Raw genomic sequence first — 15864 nt, forward strand, 5'->3', positions numbered from 1 at the left:
GCGCGGATTGACAAAGCCCCAAGGCTCTGCCCCCTTGTGCGGAAAATTTCGGAGGCATCATGGATAGATCATCGCGCATCAAAGGGGTTCTGGCCGGAGGGTCCGACGGCTGGGAAGTGTTTCACAAATCGCGCGCGATGATCGCGGCGGGGGTGCCGGTGACCGAGCTTACCATCGGCGAGCATGACATCCGCACCGCCGCCCCGATCCTACAAGAGATGCACCGCAGCGCGCTCGGCGGCCATACCGGCTATGCCGCCGTCCCGGGCACCGATGCCCTGCGCGACCGGATTGCAAAACGCGCCGAAGAGCGAACCGGCGTGCCAACGACCCGCGACAATGTGGTGGTCACCCCGGGCGGGCAAGCGGGGCTATTCGCGGCGTTCATGGCGGTCTGCGACCCCGGCGATGCGGCGCTCTACATCGACCCTTATTATGCCACCTACCCCGGCACCCTGCGTGCTGCCGGGGCACGGGCCGTGGCGGTCGAAGCGCGGGCCGATCACGGGTTCCTGCCCCGCAGGGCGGATCTGGCGGCAACCGCCGAGGGCGCAAAGGCGCTGTTGATCAACACGCCCAACAACCCGACCGGCGTGATCTATGGCCGCGAAACCTTGGAAGAGATCGCGCAGGTCTGCCATGATCACGACCTCTGGCTCGTCTCGGATGAGGTCTATGACACGCAGATTTGGGAGGGCGCACATCTCAGCCCCCGCGCCCTGCCCGGCATGGCGGAGCGAACGCTGGTCATCGGCTCCATGTCGAAATCCCACGCGATGACCGGCAGCCGCTGTGGCTGGATCATCGGGCCTGAAGACGTCATTGCGGACTTGATCGACCTTGCCACCCATACCAACTACGGCGTGCCGGGCTTCATTCAGGACGCAAGCGACTACGCCCTCGCCCAAGGGGCCGCTTTCGAAGAGGAAATCAGCGCCCCCTTCGCCCGCCGCCGCGCGCTGGCGCAGCGGATTTTGGGCGGTCAAAACGTGGTGCGCTCGGTGCCCTCGCAAGGGGCGATGTATCTGATGCTGGATATCCGCGCCACGGGTCTCAGCGGCAGTGAATTTGCCGATGCCCTGTTGGAAGACCAGCAGATCGCGGTGATGCCGGGCGAAAGTTTCGGTGCGGCGGCGGCGGGCCATGTACGCGTGGCCATGACGATCGAAGACAGCGCGTTTGAGGCGGCCCTGCGCGACCTCTGCCGCTTTGCCGAAGGGCGCGCCAGCCGCGCCGCGTAAACAAAAAAGACCGGCCTCCTTTCGGAAGCCGGCCCTTCATCAAAGCGGGTCCTCCCGCCAAGTCAGATCAGAAGCGCATGGAACCGCGCAGGGAGATCGTGGTCGCGTCCAGATCTTCGCCTGTTCCGCCTACGTCATCGAATTTGTGCTGCAGCACTTCACCACCGACGGTGTAGCGGTCGGTCACTTTATAGGTGACGCCCAGACCGGCGAAGGGGCCGGTTTCATCGCCAACGCTTGTGTCGGCACGGGCCGCACCGGCTGTTGCGTAAACCAGTGTCTTGCCGAAGTCGTAGCCAGCCTTGACCTTGGCGCGTGCCACGGAGTCCACATCGCCTGCGCCGTTGCCCAGATCGATGTCGGTCTTGTCGTAGTCAAGTTCGCCACCCAGAACGAATTTGCCGAAGTCATAGTCGTAACCGGCGTGGAAACCGTAAGACGTGTCGTCGCCGTCAAGGTTGCCGCTGTCGCTGTCGACGTCGGTCTGGCCGACCTGAAGACCGGTGTAGAAGCCTGTCCAGTCGCCATCAACGGCCACGGGTGTCGGCGCCGGTGTGAAAACCGGTGCTTCAACGGTGGTGTCTTCCAGCGAACCGGCTGCTGCTGCACCCGCGAAGGCGGTGGATGCGATCAGGGCGATGCTGGCGATTGTTGTCGTGCGTTTCATGTTCTGCTCCTTAAATACAGGTGACCCCGCGATCCTCGCCGCAGGGTCACTCACGCAACGCCCCATTTAGGGTTGGGTTTCAGTTTTTTCACATCACAGAATTGCGATGCGCTGATTGTCGCACATTTGCAACATACCCTCGGCTAGGGGCCGCTTAAGTTATGTATCATGTGTCGAATTAGGCGGCGCGCAGATGCATTTTATCTCGCTAAATCAAAGGGTTGATGCCGCAACACGAATTCCCGGCCATGTTTGCCCTCACCGCAGCGAAAGTTCCGCCAGAGAAACGACCCAGAGACAACCGCGCGAAAGAGGCTCCCCGATCGAAAAGCACCAAAACGCCCCCGGCCCCGCACCATGCCCTCACGGTAGACCCCGTCCGAGGCTTGCTGTCACCACTGAACGCGTTATCTGCTTGTATTGTCAGCAAGAAGGAGCAGGCCCCACCCCATGTCTTGGATCACCACCCATCTGGAAATCGTCATCATCGTGATCCTGACGCTGCTCGCGGCGATCGTGATTTTGCAACAGCGCCGCACGCCGCAATCGACTGCGGCGTGGCTACTGTTCATCATCGTGCTGCCCTGGGTCGCGGTGCCGCTGTTTCTGGGGCTTGGCTTTCGCAAACAATCCTCGCGCTATTCACCGGTGCACTTTCTGAAAGGCGATACCGGCGGCCCGCCGCCCCGCCCTGTGCATACGCTTGACGCGACGATGCAGTATTTCGGCCTGCCCGCCGCCGTCCATGGCCAAGACCTGCGGCTCTTGGGCGACCCGACGGCGGCCCATGAAGCGGTGATGGCGCTGATCCAAGGGGCCGAGAAACGGCTCGACGTGCTTTTTTACATCGTAGCCAATGACGACACCGGACGCATTTTCGTCGACGCGCTGACCGAACGCGCCAAGGCGGGCGTGAAAGTTCGGCTGCTGATGGACCGTTTGGGCACCCTGCGCGGCCCGACAGCCGCCCTGCGCCGCCTGCGCGAGGCGGGCGGCGATGTACGCTTTTACTCTCCGCTACTGCAACTGCCGGGATCGGGCCATCTGAACCTACGCAACCACCGCAAAATGATCATCGCCGATGATGCGCGGGTGTTTTCCGGGGGCATGAACATCGGCGCGCATTACCTCGGGCCTGCGGCCTTGGAGGATGGCTGGACCGATCTGGCCTTTCTGCTCGAAGGCCGCGCGGTGCAGAGTTTCGGCGATGTGTTCCGCTCAGACTGGGGCGTCGCCAGCGGGGAGGCTTTGGACCCGGCCCCCTCGGTCGCGGCCCATACGGGCGGGACGGCAACGGTGCAACTCGTGCCCTCCGGCCCTGATATCGCCGAAGACCCGCTGCATGATGGTCTGATCCGCGCGATCCATCTGGCCGAGGCGCGGATTTGGTTGGTGACCCCCTATTTCGTGCCGACCGAGGCGCTCGGTTCGGCTTTGACCACTGCGGCCCGGCGGGGGGTGGATGTACGGGTACTGGTCCCCGAACGCTCGAACCAACGGATGGCCGATTTCGCGCGGGGCGCCTATCTGCGCGATCTGCATGAGGCAGGCGGCCATGTGCTGTACTACCAGCCTGGGATGATCCACGCCAAAGCCGGGATCATCGACGATCTGGGGCTGGTGGGCACGGCCAATTTCGACGTGCGCAGCATGCTGCTGAATTTCGAGGTCACGCTCTTTGTCTATGACGCGGCCTCGGTCGCGAAGCTGCATGATTGGTTCGAACATCTTTCCGAGCATTGCGCCATGGAAAGACCGCCCAGCGGGATGTTCCGCAAGGTGGCCGAAGGGCTGTTTCGTCTGGGAGCGCCCATCCTATGATCCCCGCCGTCGCCCCGCAATCGCTGCGCATCGTGAGCTATAACATCCGCAAGGCCATGGGCACCGACCGGCGCCGCGATCCTGAGCGGATCATGCGGATCATCCGCAGTCTGCATGCCGATGTAGTGGTGCTGCAAGAGGCCGACCGCCGCCGCGCGCCGCGCCCCTCGGCCCTGCCGCTCGACCGGGTCGAAGAGGTGACGGGCCTGCGCCCTCTGCCCACGCCGAGCGACGTGAGCATCGGCTGGCATGGCAATGCCGTTCTGGTCCGCCCCTCGGCCAAGATCGACCGGGTGGCGCATCTGACCCTGCCGGGGGTGGAGCCGCGCGGCGCCATGGTGGCCGACCTGCATCTCGGCGCGCGCCAATTGCGCGTGATCGCCTCGCATCTCGGCCTGCTGCGTCCGTCGCGCAAGGAGCAGCTGAGCGCCATGATCGCCCATCTCGACGCATGCGCCGCCTGCCCCACGCTGATCGCGGGCGACTTGAACGAATGGTCGCAAAAGGTGGGGCTCGGGCGTCTGGCGAAACGGTTCACCATTCATGCGCCGGGCAAAAGCTATCACGCGCGGATGCCCGTGGCCTTCCTAGATCGCATCGCCTTGGACCAACATCTTACTGTGCGCCAAGGCGGTGTGATCGAGACGGCCCAGACCCGCCGCGCCTCGGACCATTTGCCGATCTGGCTCGACGTGGCGCATCGCTAGACGCCCTCACCCCGTGGCCCAAGCCAATTCGCCCACCATCATGTTGCAGGCCTGTTGCGGGGTCGAGAAAGCGACCTGCATATCAAAGGCCATACGCACATCCGCCCTTGCCTTGGCGATGGTGGCATCTGTGGCCCCAAGTCGCCGCGCGGTGGCGATATTTTGGTTGGCATCATGCCGCAGCTTGCGCACGCTTTCATAGCCGCCCGCAAACCCCGCACATTGTTTCGCCGTCAATTCTGCCGCCGCCGCTTTGCGCGCCGCAGCTTCCATGGGCGAGGCCGGGGGCTCCACACAAGCGGCCAGCAATCCGGTGAGAAATCCCAATATAACAAGACGTTTCATCAAATTCTCCCTTTCATGACCTTGATAGGGAGAGACTGGTTTAATTTTGGTTAACGCAATCTGGATGGCAGCGCGGAAATTAACCCTTTCGCGCAAGTATGCCTGAGGCGCGCCGGCAGCCTCGTCGGGGCGGGCCTTGCGGCCCTGCCCCTGCGCGCCCCTTTCGGGGCACATCTCATCAGCTACAGCCCGAGGTGCCGCCGCAGGTGTTGCACTTCATACAGGTGCCGTTGCGAACCAATGTGTAGTTGCCGCATTCACCGCAGGCTTCGCCTTCATAGCCCTGCATCTTGGCCTTGGCCCGCGCATCAAGGCTGACCGCCCCGGTGCTGGCAGAGGCCGAGGGTTGCACCGCGACCGCCACGTCGCCGCCGCTCACTTGGGGGGCGTAGGCGGTGCTCGGCTCGACGCCCTGCCCGCCCTGCAACACTACCAACTCTTGTGGAAGGCGGTTGCGCAGATAGCCGGTGGAGCTGATTTGCTTGAGCACTTCCAAGGACTTATTCGCGGCCCACTCGCTCAACTCGCTGACGTTCGAGAGGTTCTCTTCCTCGCCCCGGCCCAGATCGTCAAAGGTCGCGCCCTCGGGCTTCACATGCGCCAGATCGGTGCGGTCGAGGTAGCTCACCGCCAATTCACGGAACACATAGTCGAGGATCGAGGTCGCCTGTTTGATGCTGTCGTTGCCCTGCACCATGCCCGCCGGTTCGAACTTGGTGAAGGTGAAGGCATCGACGAATTCCTCCAGCGGCACGCCGTATTGCAGACCGACCGAGACCGCGATGGCGAAGTTGTTCATCATCGCCCGGAAGCCCGCGCCTTCCTTGTGCATGTCGATGAAGATCTCGCCCAGCTTGCCGTCCTCATATTCGCCGGTGCGCAGATAAACTTTGTGACCGCCCACGTTGGCCTTCTGGGTATAGCCCTTGCGGCGCTGTGGCATCTTCTCGCGGTGTGATTTGATGATCTCTTTGACGATCACCTTTTCGACGATCTTTTCAGCCAAAACGGCGGCCTTCTCATGCGTGTTGCCGCTTTCCAGCGTCTCGGCAGCGTCTTCGTCGTCCTCCACGAGGGCTGCGGCCAGCGGTTGGCTCAGTTTCGAACCATCGCGGTAGAGCGCGTTGGCCTTGATCCCCAGCGACCAGCTGAGTTCATAAGCCTTCTGGCAATCCTCGATCGTCGCGTCATTTGGCATGTTGATCGTTTTAGAGATCGCCCCCGAGATGAAGCTCTGCGCCGCTGCCATCATGTGGATGTGGCTGTTGACCGACAGGTAACGCTTGCCCTTCTTGCCGCAGGGGTTGGCACAGTCGAAGATGTCGTAATGCTCCTCGCGCAGATGCGGCGCGCCTTCGAGCGTCATGGTCCCGCAGACGTGGTCATTGGCCGCTTCGATATCGGCCTTGCTGAAACCGAGGGAGCGGAGCAGGTCGAAGGTCGGGTCGTTCAGCTTTTCGGTCGGAATGCCCAGCACCTGCGTGCAGAAGGCTTCGCCTAGCGTCCATTGATTGAAGACAAAGCGGATGTCGAAAGCCTGTTTCAGCGCGGCGTCGATCTTGGCCAATTCATTGGCGCCAAAGCCGTGCCCTGCCAGCGTGGTGTGGTTGATCGCGGGCGCATTGCCGATGGTGCCGTGGCCGACGGCATAGCTGACGATCTCTTCGATCTGGGCCGACCCGTAGCCGAGTTTTTCCAGCGCGGCAGGCACGGATTGGTTGATGATTTTGAAGTATCCACCCCCTGCGAGCTTCTTGAACTTCACCAGCGCGAAGTCGGGCTCAATGCCGGTGGTATCGCAGTCCATGACCAGACCGATGGTGCCGGTGGGCGCGATGACGGAGGTCTGCGCGTTGCGGTAGCCATGGGCTTCGCCCAGTTTCAGCGCCTCGTCCCAGCAGGATTTGGCGATGTCGACCAGCCCTGCCTGCGGGCAATTGGCGTGATCCAGCGGCACCGGTTTGACCGAGAGTTGCTCATAGCCGTCCGCCTTCCCATAGGCGGCGGTGCGGTGGTTGCGGATGACGCGCAGCATGTGCTCGGCGTTCTTGGCATAGCCCGGGAAGGCGCCCAATTCGCCCGCCATCTCAGCGGAGGTCGCATAGGCGACGCCGGTCATGATCGCGGTCAGGGCACCGCCCAAAGCGCGGCCTTCGTCGCTGTCATAGGAATAGCCCATGTTCATCAGCAAGCCGCCGATATTGGCATAGCCCAGACCCAGCGTGCGGAAGTCATAAGACCGCTGCGCGATTTCCTTGGAAGGAAACTGCGCCATCATCACGCTGATTTCCAGTGTCACGGTCCAGAGGCGCGAAGCGTGCATGTAGTCCTCGACCTGAAAGACCCCGTCCTGAAGGAAGGTCAGCAGGTTCATCGAAGCCAGATTGCACGCCGTATCGTCAAGGAACATGTACTCCGAACAGGGGTTCGAGCCGCGGATCGCCCCGTCCTCGGGGCAGGTGTGCCAGTCGTTCACAGTGTCGTGGTACTGGATCCCTGGATCGGCGCAGGCCCATGCGGCATGGCCGACCTGATCCCACAGGTCGCGGGCGCGGACGGTCTTGACAACCCGGTTCTCGGTGCGGCTGATCAACTCCCAGTCGGCATCCTTCTCCACGGCCTTCAGAAAGGCATTGGTGACGCGGATCGAGTTGTTGGAGTTCTGGCCGGAGACGGAGTTGTAGGCCTCGCTATCCCAGTCGGTGTCATAGGTCGGGAACTCGATGCCGGTGTGGCCCTGCTTGGCATAGTCCAGCACGCGTTTGACGTAAGTTTCGGGGATCGCGACCTTCTTGGCCTCGCGGATCGCCTGTTTCAGCGCGGCGTTCTTGGCGGGGTCATAGGCATCCGCCTCGGCCCCGTCCCATGCCTTGATCGCGTCGAACAAAAGGTTGAGCTTCTGCTCGTGCATCTTGGAGCCGGCGACGATGGAGGCCACCTTCTGCTCTTCGAGCACCTTCCAGTTGATGAAATCCTCGATATCGGGATGGTCGGCGTCGACGATCACCATCTTGGCAGCGCGGCGGGTGGTGCCGCCGGATTTGATGGCGCCAGCGGCGCGGTCCCCGATCTTGAGGAACCCCATCAAACCCGACGACTTGCCGCCGCCCGACAGCTTCTCGCCCTCTCCGCGGAGCGATGAAAAGTTGGTGCCCGTGCCCGAGCCGTATTTGAACAGACGTGCCTCGCGAACCCAGAGGTCCATGATGCCACCGTCGCCCACCAGATCGTCGCCCACAGACTGGATGAAGCAGGCATGCGGCTGCGGGTGCTCATAGGAGGATTTCGACCGGGTCAGCTTACCGGTTTTGTAGTCGACGTAGTAATGCCCCTGCGCCGGGCCATCGATGCCGTAAGCCCAGTGCAGACCGGTGTTGAACCACTGCGGGCTGTTCGGGGCCGCGCGCTGGCTGGCCAGCATGTGGCGCATCTCATCGTAATACGCGCGGGCGTCTTCCTCGGTGGTGAAATAGCCGCCCTTCCAGCCCCAGTAGGCCCAAGCGCCCGCCAGACGGTCGAAAACCTGCTTGGAGGAAGTCTCCCCGCCCATCTCGGCCCCTTCGGCGGGTTCGGAACGCCACAGGAACTCAGGCACGTCCTTTTCTTTGACCTTGCGGGTCTCGCTGGGCACGCCCGCCTTGCGGAAATACTTCTGCGCGATCACGTCGCTGGCGACCTGGCTCCAGGATTTGGGCACTTCGACGTTGTCGAGCTTGAACACCACCGAACCGTCAGGGTTGCGGATCTCTGACACCGTGGTGACAAAGTCCAAATCCGCATAGGCATCCTGCCCGGCCTTGGTGAAATTCCGTTCAATCTTCATCGTCGCTGCCCTTTTTCAAACTCTCAAAATTTGGAGCCGACCTGCCCACGGCAGGCCGTCTCACCCCTATGTGCTGGCAGTTTGAACAAAGCTTCCCCGCGCCACCTGCTGACGCAAGCGGCCCGAAACCGATTGAAACACTGGCTCTATGCTCTGTCCCCGCCGCCCAAGCGCCCCGTTGCGTTAACCACAACATATTGTGGCGCTTTACTTGACCCCCACAAACTGACGTAGATCACACTAATTGGTCAACGGTTTTTTTCGGAATTATTTCGGGGCGGGTAGTTGACCGAAGCCCCCCGATTTGCCCCGCGCCCTACCCCAGTGATTCAGCCTCAGGATATCCCCAAAGATACCCGCAAGTTCGATTGGTGGGCGGCTTTGAAATAATCCATTGCCGGGGCCGGGTTAGCGGAGGTGTTTGAGAGATTAGTTGAATTCATCCACAGCCCAAGATCACCCGCCGGGCGACAGGCCGCCGAAAGTGAACCCTGTGCCACGATCACCCGGCCCAAGCCCCCTGCCCCATGTCCGCGTCAAGAACCGCGGCAGAATCATCACGATCTGGGCGCGCACAGGCGCAAACCTGCCAATGCGGCGGCGATAGCTACTATATCTTGTGCAGAATGAGGATAGGACAACGGGCGCGCCTCAACCAAAGCGGGAAGCGCTACACCAGCGATGTTGTAAGAAAGTGGTCGGAGCGAGAGGATTCGAACCTCCGACCCCCTGTACCCAAAACAGGTGCGCTACCAGGCTGCGCCACGCTCCGACTGGGGCTTCTTTAGCCATAAGCCCGCCAATTGAAAAGCCCCGATTGACCTTAAAATTGGAAAATCCGCGAAGTCTTTAGCAGGGCCAAGCCGGAGCGTTCCCGGCAAAGGCCGGATGGCGGATTTCGCTGCCTTCGGTGATCCCAAGGCGTTTCGACAGGCCGCCGTTGATCTCCAGCACCGACAGCAAATCGTCGCCGCCCGGGATCGGTGTTTCGTCCAGCGGTTTGGCGGAGTGGTGGATCTTCTGCACCACACCCCTTTCGTCTATGAACAGCAAGTCCAGCGGGATCAACGTGTTGCGCATCCAGAAATTCAGGGGCTGAGGTCTTTCGTAGATAAAGAGCATGCCCGCGCTCAGGGGCAGCGAACGCCGATGCATCAGCCCCTTGGCGCGTTCCGCCGTGTCATCGGCCACTTCGACAGAGAAGCGGGCCTTCCCCCACTCCCCGCGGAGCGTCACGGAATCGATACGGCAAACCTCGGCCACCGCCGCGCCGGTCAGCAGCAAGCCAGCCAGTGCCGCCCCTGCCATATGCCTTGCCAGTCGCCCGACCTTTAGCCGTCTATCACCGCGTCCCATGAGCTTACCTCCGCCGCCAGATGACCCCGATCGCCAACAATCACACGCATGGCAAGTGCTTCGCCCGGTTGCAAATCACAAAGTCCGGATTGGCGCAGCACGTCGATATGCAAAAACACATCTTCCGCGCAGCCAAAGACATTTGCAAACCCGAATCCCTTGGCCTTGTCGAACCATTTGACACGGGCGGGCTCAAACTCAGCGGTGGCCAGTTGCTCAGGATCGAAACCGGCGAATTCCACCACGGCGGCGGGCAATTCACTGGGCGCCTCGACGGAAAGCAATTCGACCGCCTGCGCCCCGCGCTCGGTCTGTTGGACGCGCACCGCCACCCGCGCCCCATCCGCGACAGAGCTTTGGCCGTAATTGCGCAGGACATTGACGTGCAGCAGGATGTCCGCCCCGCCCGCATCCGCGACGACAAAGCCGAAACCCTTGACCGGGTCGAACCATTTGACCACGCCTTCGAGGGGGTCATCTATCGCCGCTGGTTCCGCTTGGGTTTCAGACACATCTTTCATGGGGTATCGCGCCGTCAGATCAGGGGTTGAGCCGGGTCACGGCCCAGGGTGCCGCGACATCTGCGCGCCGCCATTGGAAACGGTCATGCAGGCGAAACTCGCCATCGGCCCAGAATTCGATTTCCAGCGGGGTGATCCGGTAGCCGCCCCAGAACGGGGGGCGCTCAGGGTTCACCCCTTTCTGCGCCGTCACCTTGGCCACCTCGGCCATCAGCGCACCGCGGCCCGAGAGCGGCTGCGATTGGCGCGAGGCCCAAGCCCCCAGACGGCTTTTGAGCGAGCGCGAGGCGTAATAGGCATCGGCCTGCGGCCCGTCCTCTCGGCTGATCAAGCCGCGCACCCGCAATTGGCGGCGCAAGGATTTCCAATGCATGACAAAGGCCGCTTTGCCCGCGCCGTCAAGTTCCTGCGCCTTCTGGCTTTCGTAATTGGTGTAAAAGACAAAAGCCTCTGGCTCGATCTCTTTCAGCAGCACCATGCGGGCGTTGGGCAGCCCTTGCGAATCTACCGTGCTGAGCGCGATGGCATTGGGATCATTAGGCTCGGTCGCCTCTGCTTCGGAAAGCCAACGCTGCGCAATTGCAAAGGGATCATCCCCCGCAAAAATACCAGTCCGCGTCTCCATTCGGCATCTCCTTCAGAGTGCTTTGCCTGTCACCGGTTCTACGCCGGGGTCCGATCTCTTCGGTATGGCATTTGTTAACAATCGGCAACTCAAAGGACAACCTCACCCGATTTCCGACAGTTAGCCGCCGATCTTATGGCCAATCTCGGGGGTGAAGGCGCCTGTGCAGTCTTGATGGTAGCGCTGCAATCGCCTAGACCAAGACAACCTCAACGGAACATAGACAAGAACATAGACAAGGCGGCGGAATGGGAAACGAACTGATGCAGGGCAAGCGCGGGCTCATCATGGGGCTGGCGAATGACAAATCCATCGCATGGGGCGTGGCCAAGGCACTGGCCGATGCGGGGGCGGAACTTGCTTTTTCCTACCAAGGCGAAGCGCTGAAGAAACGCGTCGGCCCGCTGGCCGAGCAGCTTGGCAGCGACATCGTTCTGCCCTGCGACGTGGGCGATGAAGCGTCGATTGATGCGTTGTTCGAGAGCCTGAAAGAACGCTGGGGTGAGTTGGATTTCATCGTGCACGCCATCGGCTTTTCCGACAAGGGCGAGCTGCGGGGCCGCTATGTTGACACCAGCCGCGGCAATTTCGCCATGTCGATGGACATCTCGGTCTATTCCTTCACCGCCGTGATGCAGCGCGCCGAGAAGATGATGTCGCCCGGGGCAAGCGCGCTGACGCTCACCTACTACGGCGCCGAGAAGGTGATGCCGCATTACAATGTCATGGGCGTGGCCAAGGCGGCGCTGGAAGCGAGCGTAAAATACCTCGCCGAAGATCTGGGCAAGGACGGCATCCGCGTCAACGCGGTCTCGGCGGGGCCGATCAAGACGCTGGCGGCTTCCGGCATCGGCGACTTCCGCTACATCATGAAATGGAACGAGTATAACTCGCCCCTGCGCCGCAACGTCACCACAGAGGACGTGGGCAAGGCCGCGCTGTTCCTGCTGTCGGATCTGGGCAGCGGCACCACGGGCGAGAACCTCCATGTCGACGCGGGCTATCACGTCGTCGGCATGAAGGCGGTTGACGCGCCCGACATGTCCAAGGAATAAGCCGCCCAAATTAATTCGCGCGGGTGCCCGCGCCAGCTGCTGCAAAGGACCACCATGACCAAATCCAAGGACGCCTCGCGCCTGCCCCATGAAAAGGGCTTTCACATCTCTTGGGATCAGATCCACCGCGACAGCCGCGCGCTGGCGTGGCGGCTCGACGGTCTGGGCCCCGACGATGGCGCGTGGCGTGCCGTGGTGGCGGTCACCCGTGGCGGCATGGCGCCCGCGATGATCGTCGCGCGCGAACTCGACATCCGCACCGTCGACACGATCTCGGTCATGTCCTACCACTCGGGCGGCGGGGCCGCCGACCAGCGCCGCGAGGCAAAAGTGCTGAAATCCCCCGATGCCGAGATGATGGGCGACGGCACCGGCATCCTGATCGTCGACGACCTTGTCGATAGCGGCAAGACCATCGAACTGGTGCGCGAGCTTTACCCGCAGGCGCATTTCGCCACCGTCTATGCCAAGCCCGAGGGCGAGCCGCAGGTCGATACTTTCATCACCGGCGTGAGCCAGGACACATGGATCTTCTTCCCGTGGGACATGGCCCTGCAATATGTCGAACCCTACCGCGGCAAGGACTGACCGGCCCCGCGCCACCTGCCCTGCCCCTATCTGACCGGATACCCCCATGACGCTTCCGCGCACCGCCACCACGTTCTTCCCCCCGGTGATGGAGGCGCGGCGCTGGCTCGATGGCGTCGACTTCCCGCCTGACCGTCCGCTTATTAACGTGAGCCAAGCCGCGCCCGTCGATCCGCCCCCCGAAGGGCTGCGCCGTGCGATGGCCGAGGTCACGCTGAACAACGATGAGGCGCATCTCTACGGGCCGGTGCTGGGCCTGCCGGAACTGCGCGCCGAACTGGCGCGGCAAACAGCCGAGAAATACGCGGGCGTGGTGACCGACGAACAGGTCTGCATCACCTCCGGCTGCAACCAAGCCTTCGCCGCCGCCATCGCCACGCTCTGCGGCGAGGGCGACGAGGTCATCATCCCGACGCCGTGGTACTTCAATCACAAGATGTGGCTTGATATGAGCGGCGTCACCGCGGTGCCGCTGCCCGTTGAGGCCGACATGCTGCCCGACCCCGAGAAGGCCGCGGCCTCCATCACCCCGCGCACCCGTGCCATCGCGCTGGTCACGCCGAACAATCCCGGCGGCGTGGAATATCCTGCCGCCCTCGTGCAGGAATTTTTCGAACTGGCCCGCCGCCACGGCATCGCGCTGATCCTTGATGAGACCTACCGCGACTTCCACAGCCGCCCCGGCCCGCCGCATGCGCTGTTCCGCGACCCCGATTGGCATGACACGCTCATTCACCTCTATTCTTTTTCCAAGGCCTACCGCCTGACCGGCCACCGCGTCGGCGCGCTGATCGCCAGCCGCGCACGGTTGGCCGAGGTCGAGAAGTTCCTCGACACCGTCGCCATCTGCCCCGCGCAGATCGGCCAACACGGCGCGCTTTGGGGGATGCAGAACCTCAGCGCATGGCTTGCCGAAGAACGCGAGGAAATCCTCACCCGCCGCGCCGCCATTGCCGACCTGATGCCCCGGCTTGAACCGCTGGGCTGGGAGCTTCTGGGGCTGGGTGGCTATTTCGCCTATATGCGCCACCCTTTCAGCGTTTCTTCGGCTGATCTGGCGCGCGATCTGGTGCGCGACGCGGGCGTGCTCTGCCTGCCCGGCACGATGTTCCAGCCCGAGGGCGACGCCCGCGGCGAAAGCCAGCTGCGCATCGCCTTTGCCAACCTCGACGCCGCCGGTCTAAAGGAGCTTTTCGACAGGCTTGCAGCCCTGCCACGCAACGCATAGACAGGTCCGAAATCAACGAGGGACCGTGTCATGGCCAAAAAGGGCTTCAGCTTTTCGAAAACCGCCGTCTGGGCCTTGATGGCCCTTTTGATCTTGGGTCTGGGCGGCTTTGGCGCGATCAACCTCAGCGGCAATCTGCGCAGCATCGGCACCGTGGGCGACAAGTCGATCTCGGTCGATCAATATGCCCGCCAGTTGCAGCAGGAAATCCGCGCGATCGAAGCGCAAACGGGGGAAAGCCTGCCCTTCGCCCGCGCCCAAGAGATGGGGCTGGACCGCGCCGTCCTGCAACGGATCGTGCGCAACCGCGCGCTGGATCACGAAGCCGACGAAATGGGCATCTCCATCGGTGACGCCACCCTGCGCGATGAGATCGTGGCAATCTCGGCCTTCCAAGGGATCGACGGCAACTTTGACCGCGAAGGCTATCGCTTTGCCCTTCAGCAAAGCGGGATGAGCGAGGCCGAGTTCGAACGCTCGATCCGCGAAGAAGCCGCGCGTGGCCTGCTCCAACGCGCCATTCTGGGCGGCGTCTCCATGCCCGACACCTATGCCCGCACGCTGGTCGACTATGTTGCCGAAGAGCGCAGCTTCACTTGGGCCCGGCTGAGCGAGGATGACCTCGACGCGCCCCTGCCCGCCGCCACCGAAGACGAATTGCGCGCCTATTACGACGCCAACACCGATGACTTCATGCTGCCCGCCAGCAAAAGCATCACCTACGCTTGGCTCGCTCCCGAAGACCTGCTGGACGAAGTCGAAGTGCCCGAAGAAGAGCTGCGGGCCGAATATGACGCCCGCAGCGACGAATACGACCAGCCCGAGCGGCGTTTGGTCGAACGTCTGGTCTTTGCCGATCAGGAGGCCGCAGACCGCGCCGCCGCAGCGCTTGAGGTCGACGGCACCACTTTCGAGGCGCTGGTCGAAGAGCGCGGCTTGGCCTTGGCGGATGTCGATCTGGGCGATGTCGCGAAATCCGATCTTGATGATGCAGCCGATGCAGTCTTTTCCGCCGAAAGCGGTGACATCGTAGGCCCGCTGCCCAGCTCGCTTGGGCCGGCCCTGTTCCGCGTGAACGCCATCCTCCCGGCGCAGCATGTGCCTTTCGAAGAGGCCCGTGAGGTGCTGGAAGAAACCCTCGCCATCTCCCGCGCCACCCGCGCTGTCGAAGCCCGCGCGCAAGAGGTCGACGACCAGCTTGCCGGGGGTGCCACGCTCGAAGACTTGGCCCAAGAGACCAAGATGCGCCTTGGCACCATCGACTGGACCCAAGACAGCAGCGAAGGCATCGCCGCCTATGGTGCCTTCCGCGAAGCCGCGGCGGGGCTGAGTGCCAATGACTTCCCGCAGATCGATCAACTCGAAGACGGCGGCGTCTTTGCCATGCGTCTGGATGAGACCAAAGAGGCGCGCCCCGAACCTTTCGAAGAGGCCCGTGATGCGGTTGAGACCGCATGGCGCAACGCTCAGGTCGTCGAGGCGCTGACCGAAAAGGCCGAAAGCCTGACCGAGACGCTCGGCGAAGAAGGGGGTTTTGAAGCCGCCGGTCTCACGCCGCAGCTTGGCGAAGGGCTGACCCGCAGCTCCTACGTCGACGGCACGCCGGACGACTTCATGGATCAGGTCTTTGACCTCGACGAAGGCGGCGTGGCCGTCCTGCCTGCGGGCGATAGCGTCGTGGTTCTGCGCCTCGATGCCGTGACACCGGCGGGCGAAGACGACCAGACCCAAGCGCTGATGGACCGTCTCTCGCAGCAGTTGGATCAGGCCCTGGCCCAAGGTCTTTTCGATATCTACAGCAATGCCGTCATGCGCGACGCCGATCCCCAGATCGACCAGCGCGCGGTCAATGCCGTGCATGTGAACTTTCCCTGATAGGCAATTTTG

The 15864-nt window shown here is 62.6% G+C and carries 13 protein-coding genes and 1 tRNA gene; 7 read left to right on the forward strand and 7 right to left on the reverse strand.

Annotated elements, in window-relative coordinates:
- Positions 1-59: 59 nt before the first annotated feature.
- Positions 60-1241 (forward strand): pyridoxal phosphate-dependent aminotransferase, encoded by a 1182-nt coding sequence (locus tag HKX24_RS06395; protein ID WP_271691425.1) that lies wholly within the window; start codon positions 60-62, stop codon positions 1239-1241.
- Between the two features lie 67 nt (positions 1242-1308).
- On the opposite strand, the gene HKX24_RS06400 is transcribed toward HKX24_RS06395, so the two are convergent.
- The gene (locus HKX24_RS06400; protein WP_271691426.1) at positions 1309-1908 is read right to left on the reverse strand and encodes a porin family protein; all 600 of its coding nucleotides are present in this window, start codon (positions 1906-1908) and stop codon (positions 1309-1311) included.
- A gap of 450 nt (positions 1909-2358) precedes the next feature.
- Between HKX24_RS06400 and HKX24_RS06405 the strand changes: the two genes are divergently transcribed.
- A complete protein-coding gene (locus HKX24_RS06405; protein WP_271691427.1) occupies positions 2359-3729 on the forward strand; it encodes a phospholipase D-like domain-containing protein in 1371 nt (456 codons plus the stop codon).
- Positions 3726-4436: an endonuclease/exonuclease/phosphatase family protein gene (locus tag HKX24_RS06410; RefSeq protein WP_271691428.1), complete on the forward strand. Its 711-nt coding sequence runs from the start codon at positions 3726-3728 to the stop codon at positions 4434-4436. Before HKX24_RS06405 ends, HKX24_RS06410 begins: the two co-directional genes overlap by 4 nt.
- A gap of 6 nt (positions 4437-4442) precedes the next feature.
- Here the strand turns inward: HKX24_RS06410 and HKX24_RS06415 are convergent, their stop codons facing one another.
- The 6 genes from HKX24_RS06415 to pdxH all read right to left on the reverse strand — a co-directional run bounded on the left by HKX24_RS06415 (position 4443) and on the right by pdxH (position 11106).
- Positions 4443-4781 (reverse strand): hypothetical protein, encoded by a 339-nt coding sequence (locus HKX24_RS06415; protein WP_271691429.1) that lies wholly within the window; start codon positions 4779-4781, stop codon positions 4443-4445.
- 178 nt (positions 4782-4959) lie between these two features.
- Complete coding sequence (locus HKX24_RS06420) at positions 4960-8604, reverse strand: vitamin B12-dependent ribonucleotide reductase (RefSeq protein ID WP_271691430.1); 3645 nt, start codon at positions 8602-8604, stop codon at positions 4960-4962.
- A gap of 695 nt (positions 8605-9299) precedes the next feature.
- Positions 9300-9376: transfer RNA gene (locus tag HKX24_RS06425), tRNA-Pro, on the reverse strand.
- 77 nt (positions 9377-9453) lie between these two features.
- Positions 9454-9912, reverse strand: a complete 459-nt coding sequence (locus tag HKX24_RS06430; RefSeq protein ID WP_271693828.1) for a DUF192 domain-containing protein — start codon at positions 9910-9912, stop codon at positions 9454-9456.
- Positions 9913-9935: 23 nt separating this feature from the next.
- Positions 9936-10481, reverse strand: a complete 546-nt coding sequence (locus tag HKX24_RS06435; RefSeq protein WP_271691431.1) for a cold shock domain-containing protein — start codon at positions 10479-10481, stop codon at positions 9936-9938.
- A 19-nt stretch (positions 10482-10500) separates the two neighbouring features.
- On the reverse strand, positions 10501-11106 hold the full coding sequence (gene pdxH / locus HKX24_RS06440; RefSeq protein ID WP_271691432.1) for a pyridoxamine 5'-phosphate oxidase: 606 nt from the start codon (positions 11104-11106) through the stop codon (positions 10501-10503).
- A gap of 248 nt (positions 11107-11354) precedes the next feature.
- On the opposite strand from pdxH, the gene fabI reads away from it, so the two are divergent.
- From fabI to HKX24_RS06460, 4 genes are read left to right on the forward strand one after another with little or no spacing between them, the layout of a single operon-like run.
- Positions 11355-12161 (forward strand): enoyl-ACP reductase FabI, encoded by an 807-nt coding sequence (gene fabI / locus HKX24_RS06445; protein ID WP_271691433.1) that lies wholly within the window; start codon positions 11355-11357, stop codon positions 12159-12161.
- 54 nt (positions 12162-12215) lie between these two features.
- Positions 12216-12749, forward strand: a complete 534-nt coding sequence (gene gpt, locus HKX24_RS06450) for a xanthine phosphoribosyltransferase (RefSeq protein WP_276153888.1) — start codon at positions 12216-12218, stop codon at positions 12747-12749.
- A 46-nt stretch (positions 12750-12795) separates the two neighbouring features.
- The gene (locus HKX24_RS06455) at positions 12796-13977 is read left to right on the forward strand and encodes an aminotransferase (RefSeq protein WP_271691434.1); all 1182 of its coding nucleotides are present in this window, start codon (positions 12796-12798) and stop codon (positions 13975-13977) included.
- Between the two features lie 30 nt (positions 13978-14007).
- Positions 14008-15852, forward strand: a complete 1845-nt coding sequence (locus tag HKX24_RS06460) for a peptidyl-prolyl cis-trans isomerase (protein WP_276153889.1) — start codon at positions 14008-14010, stop codon at positions 15850-15852.
- Positions 15853-15864 lie beyond the last annotated feature (12 nt).

Origin of the sequence: Sulfitobacter sp. M85 (assembly GCF_029285915.1) — a bacterium.
Lineage (GTDB): Bacteria > Pseudomonadota > Alphaproteobacteria > Rhodobacterales > Rhodobacteraceae > Sulfitobacter > Sulfitobacter faviae.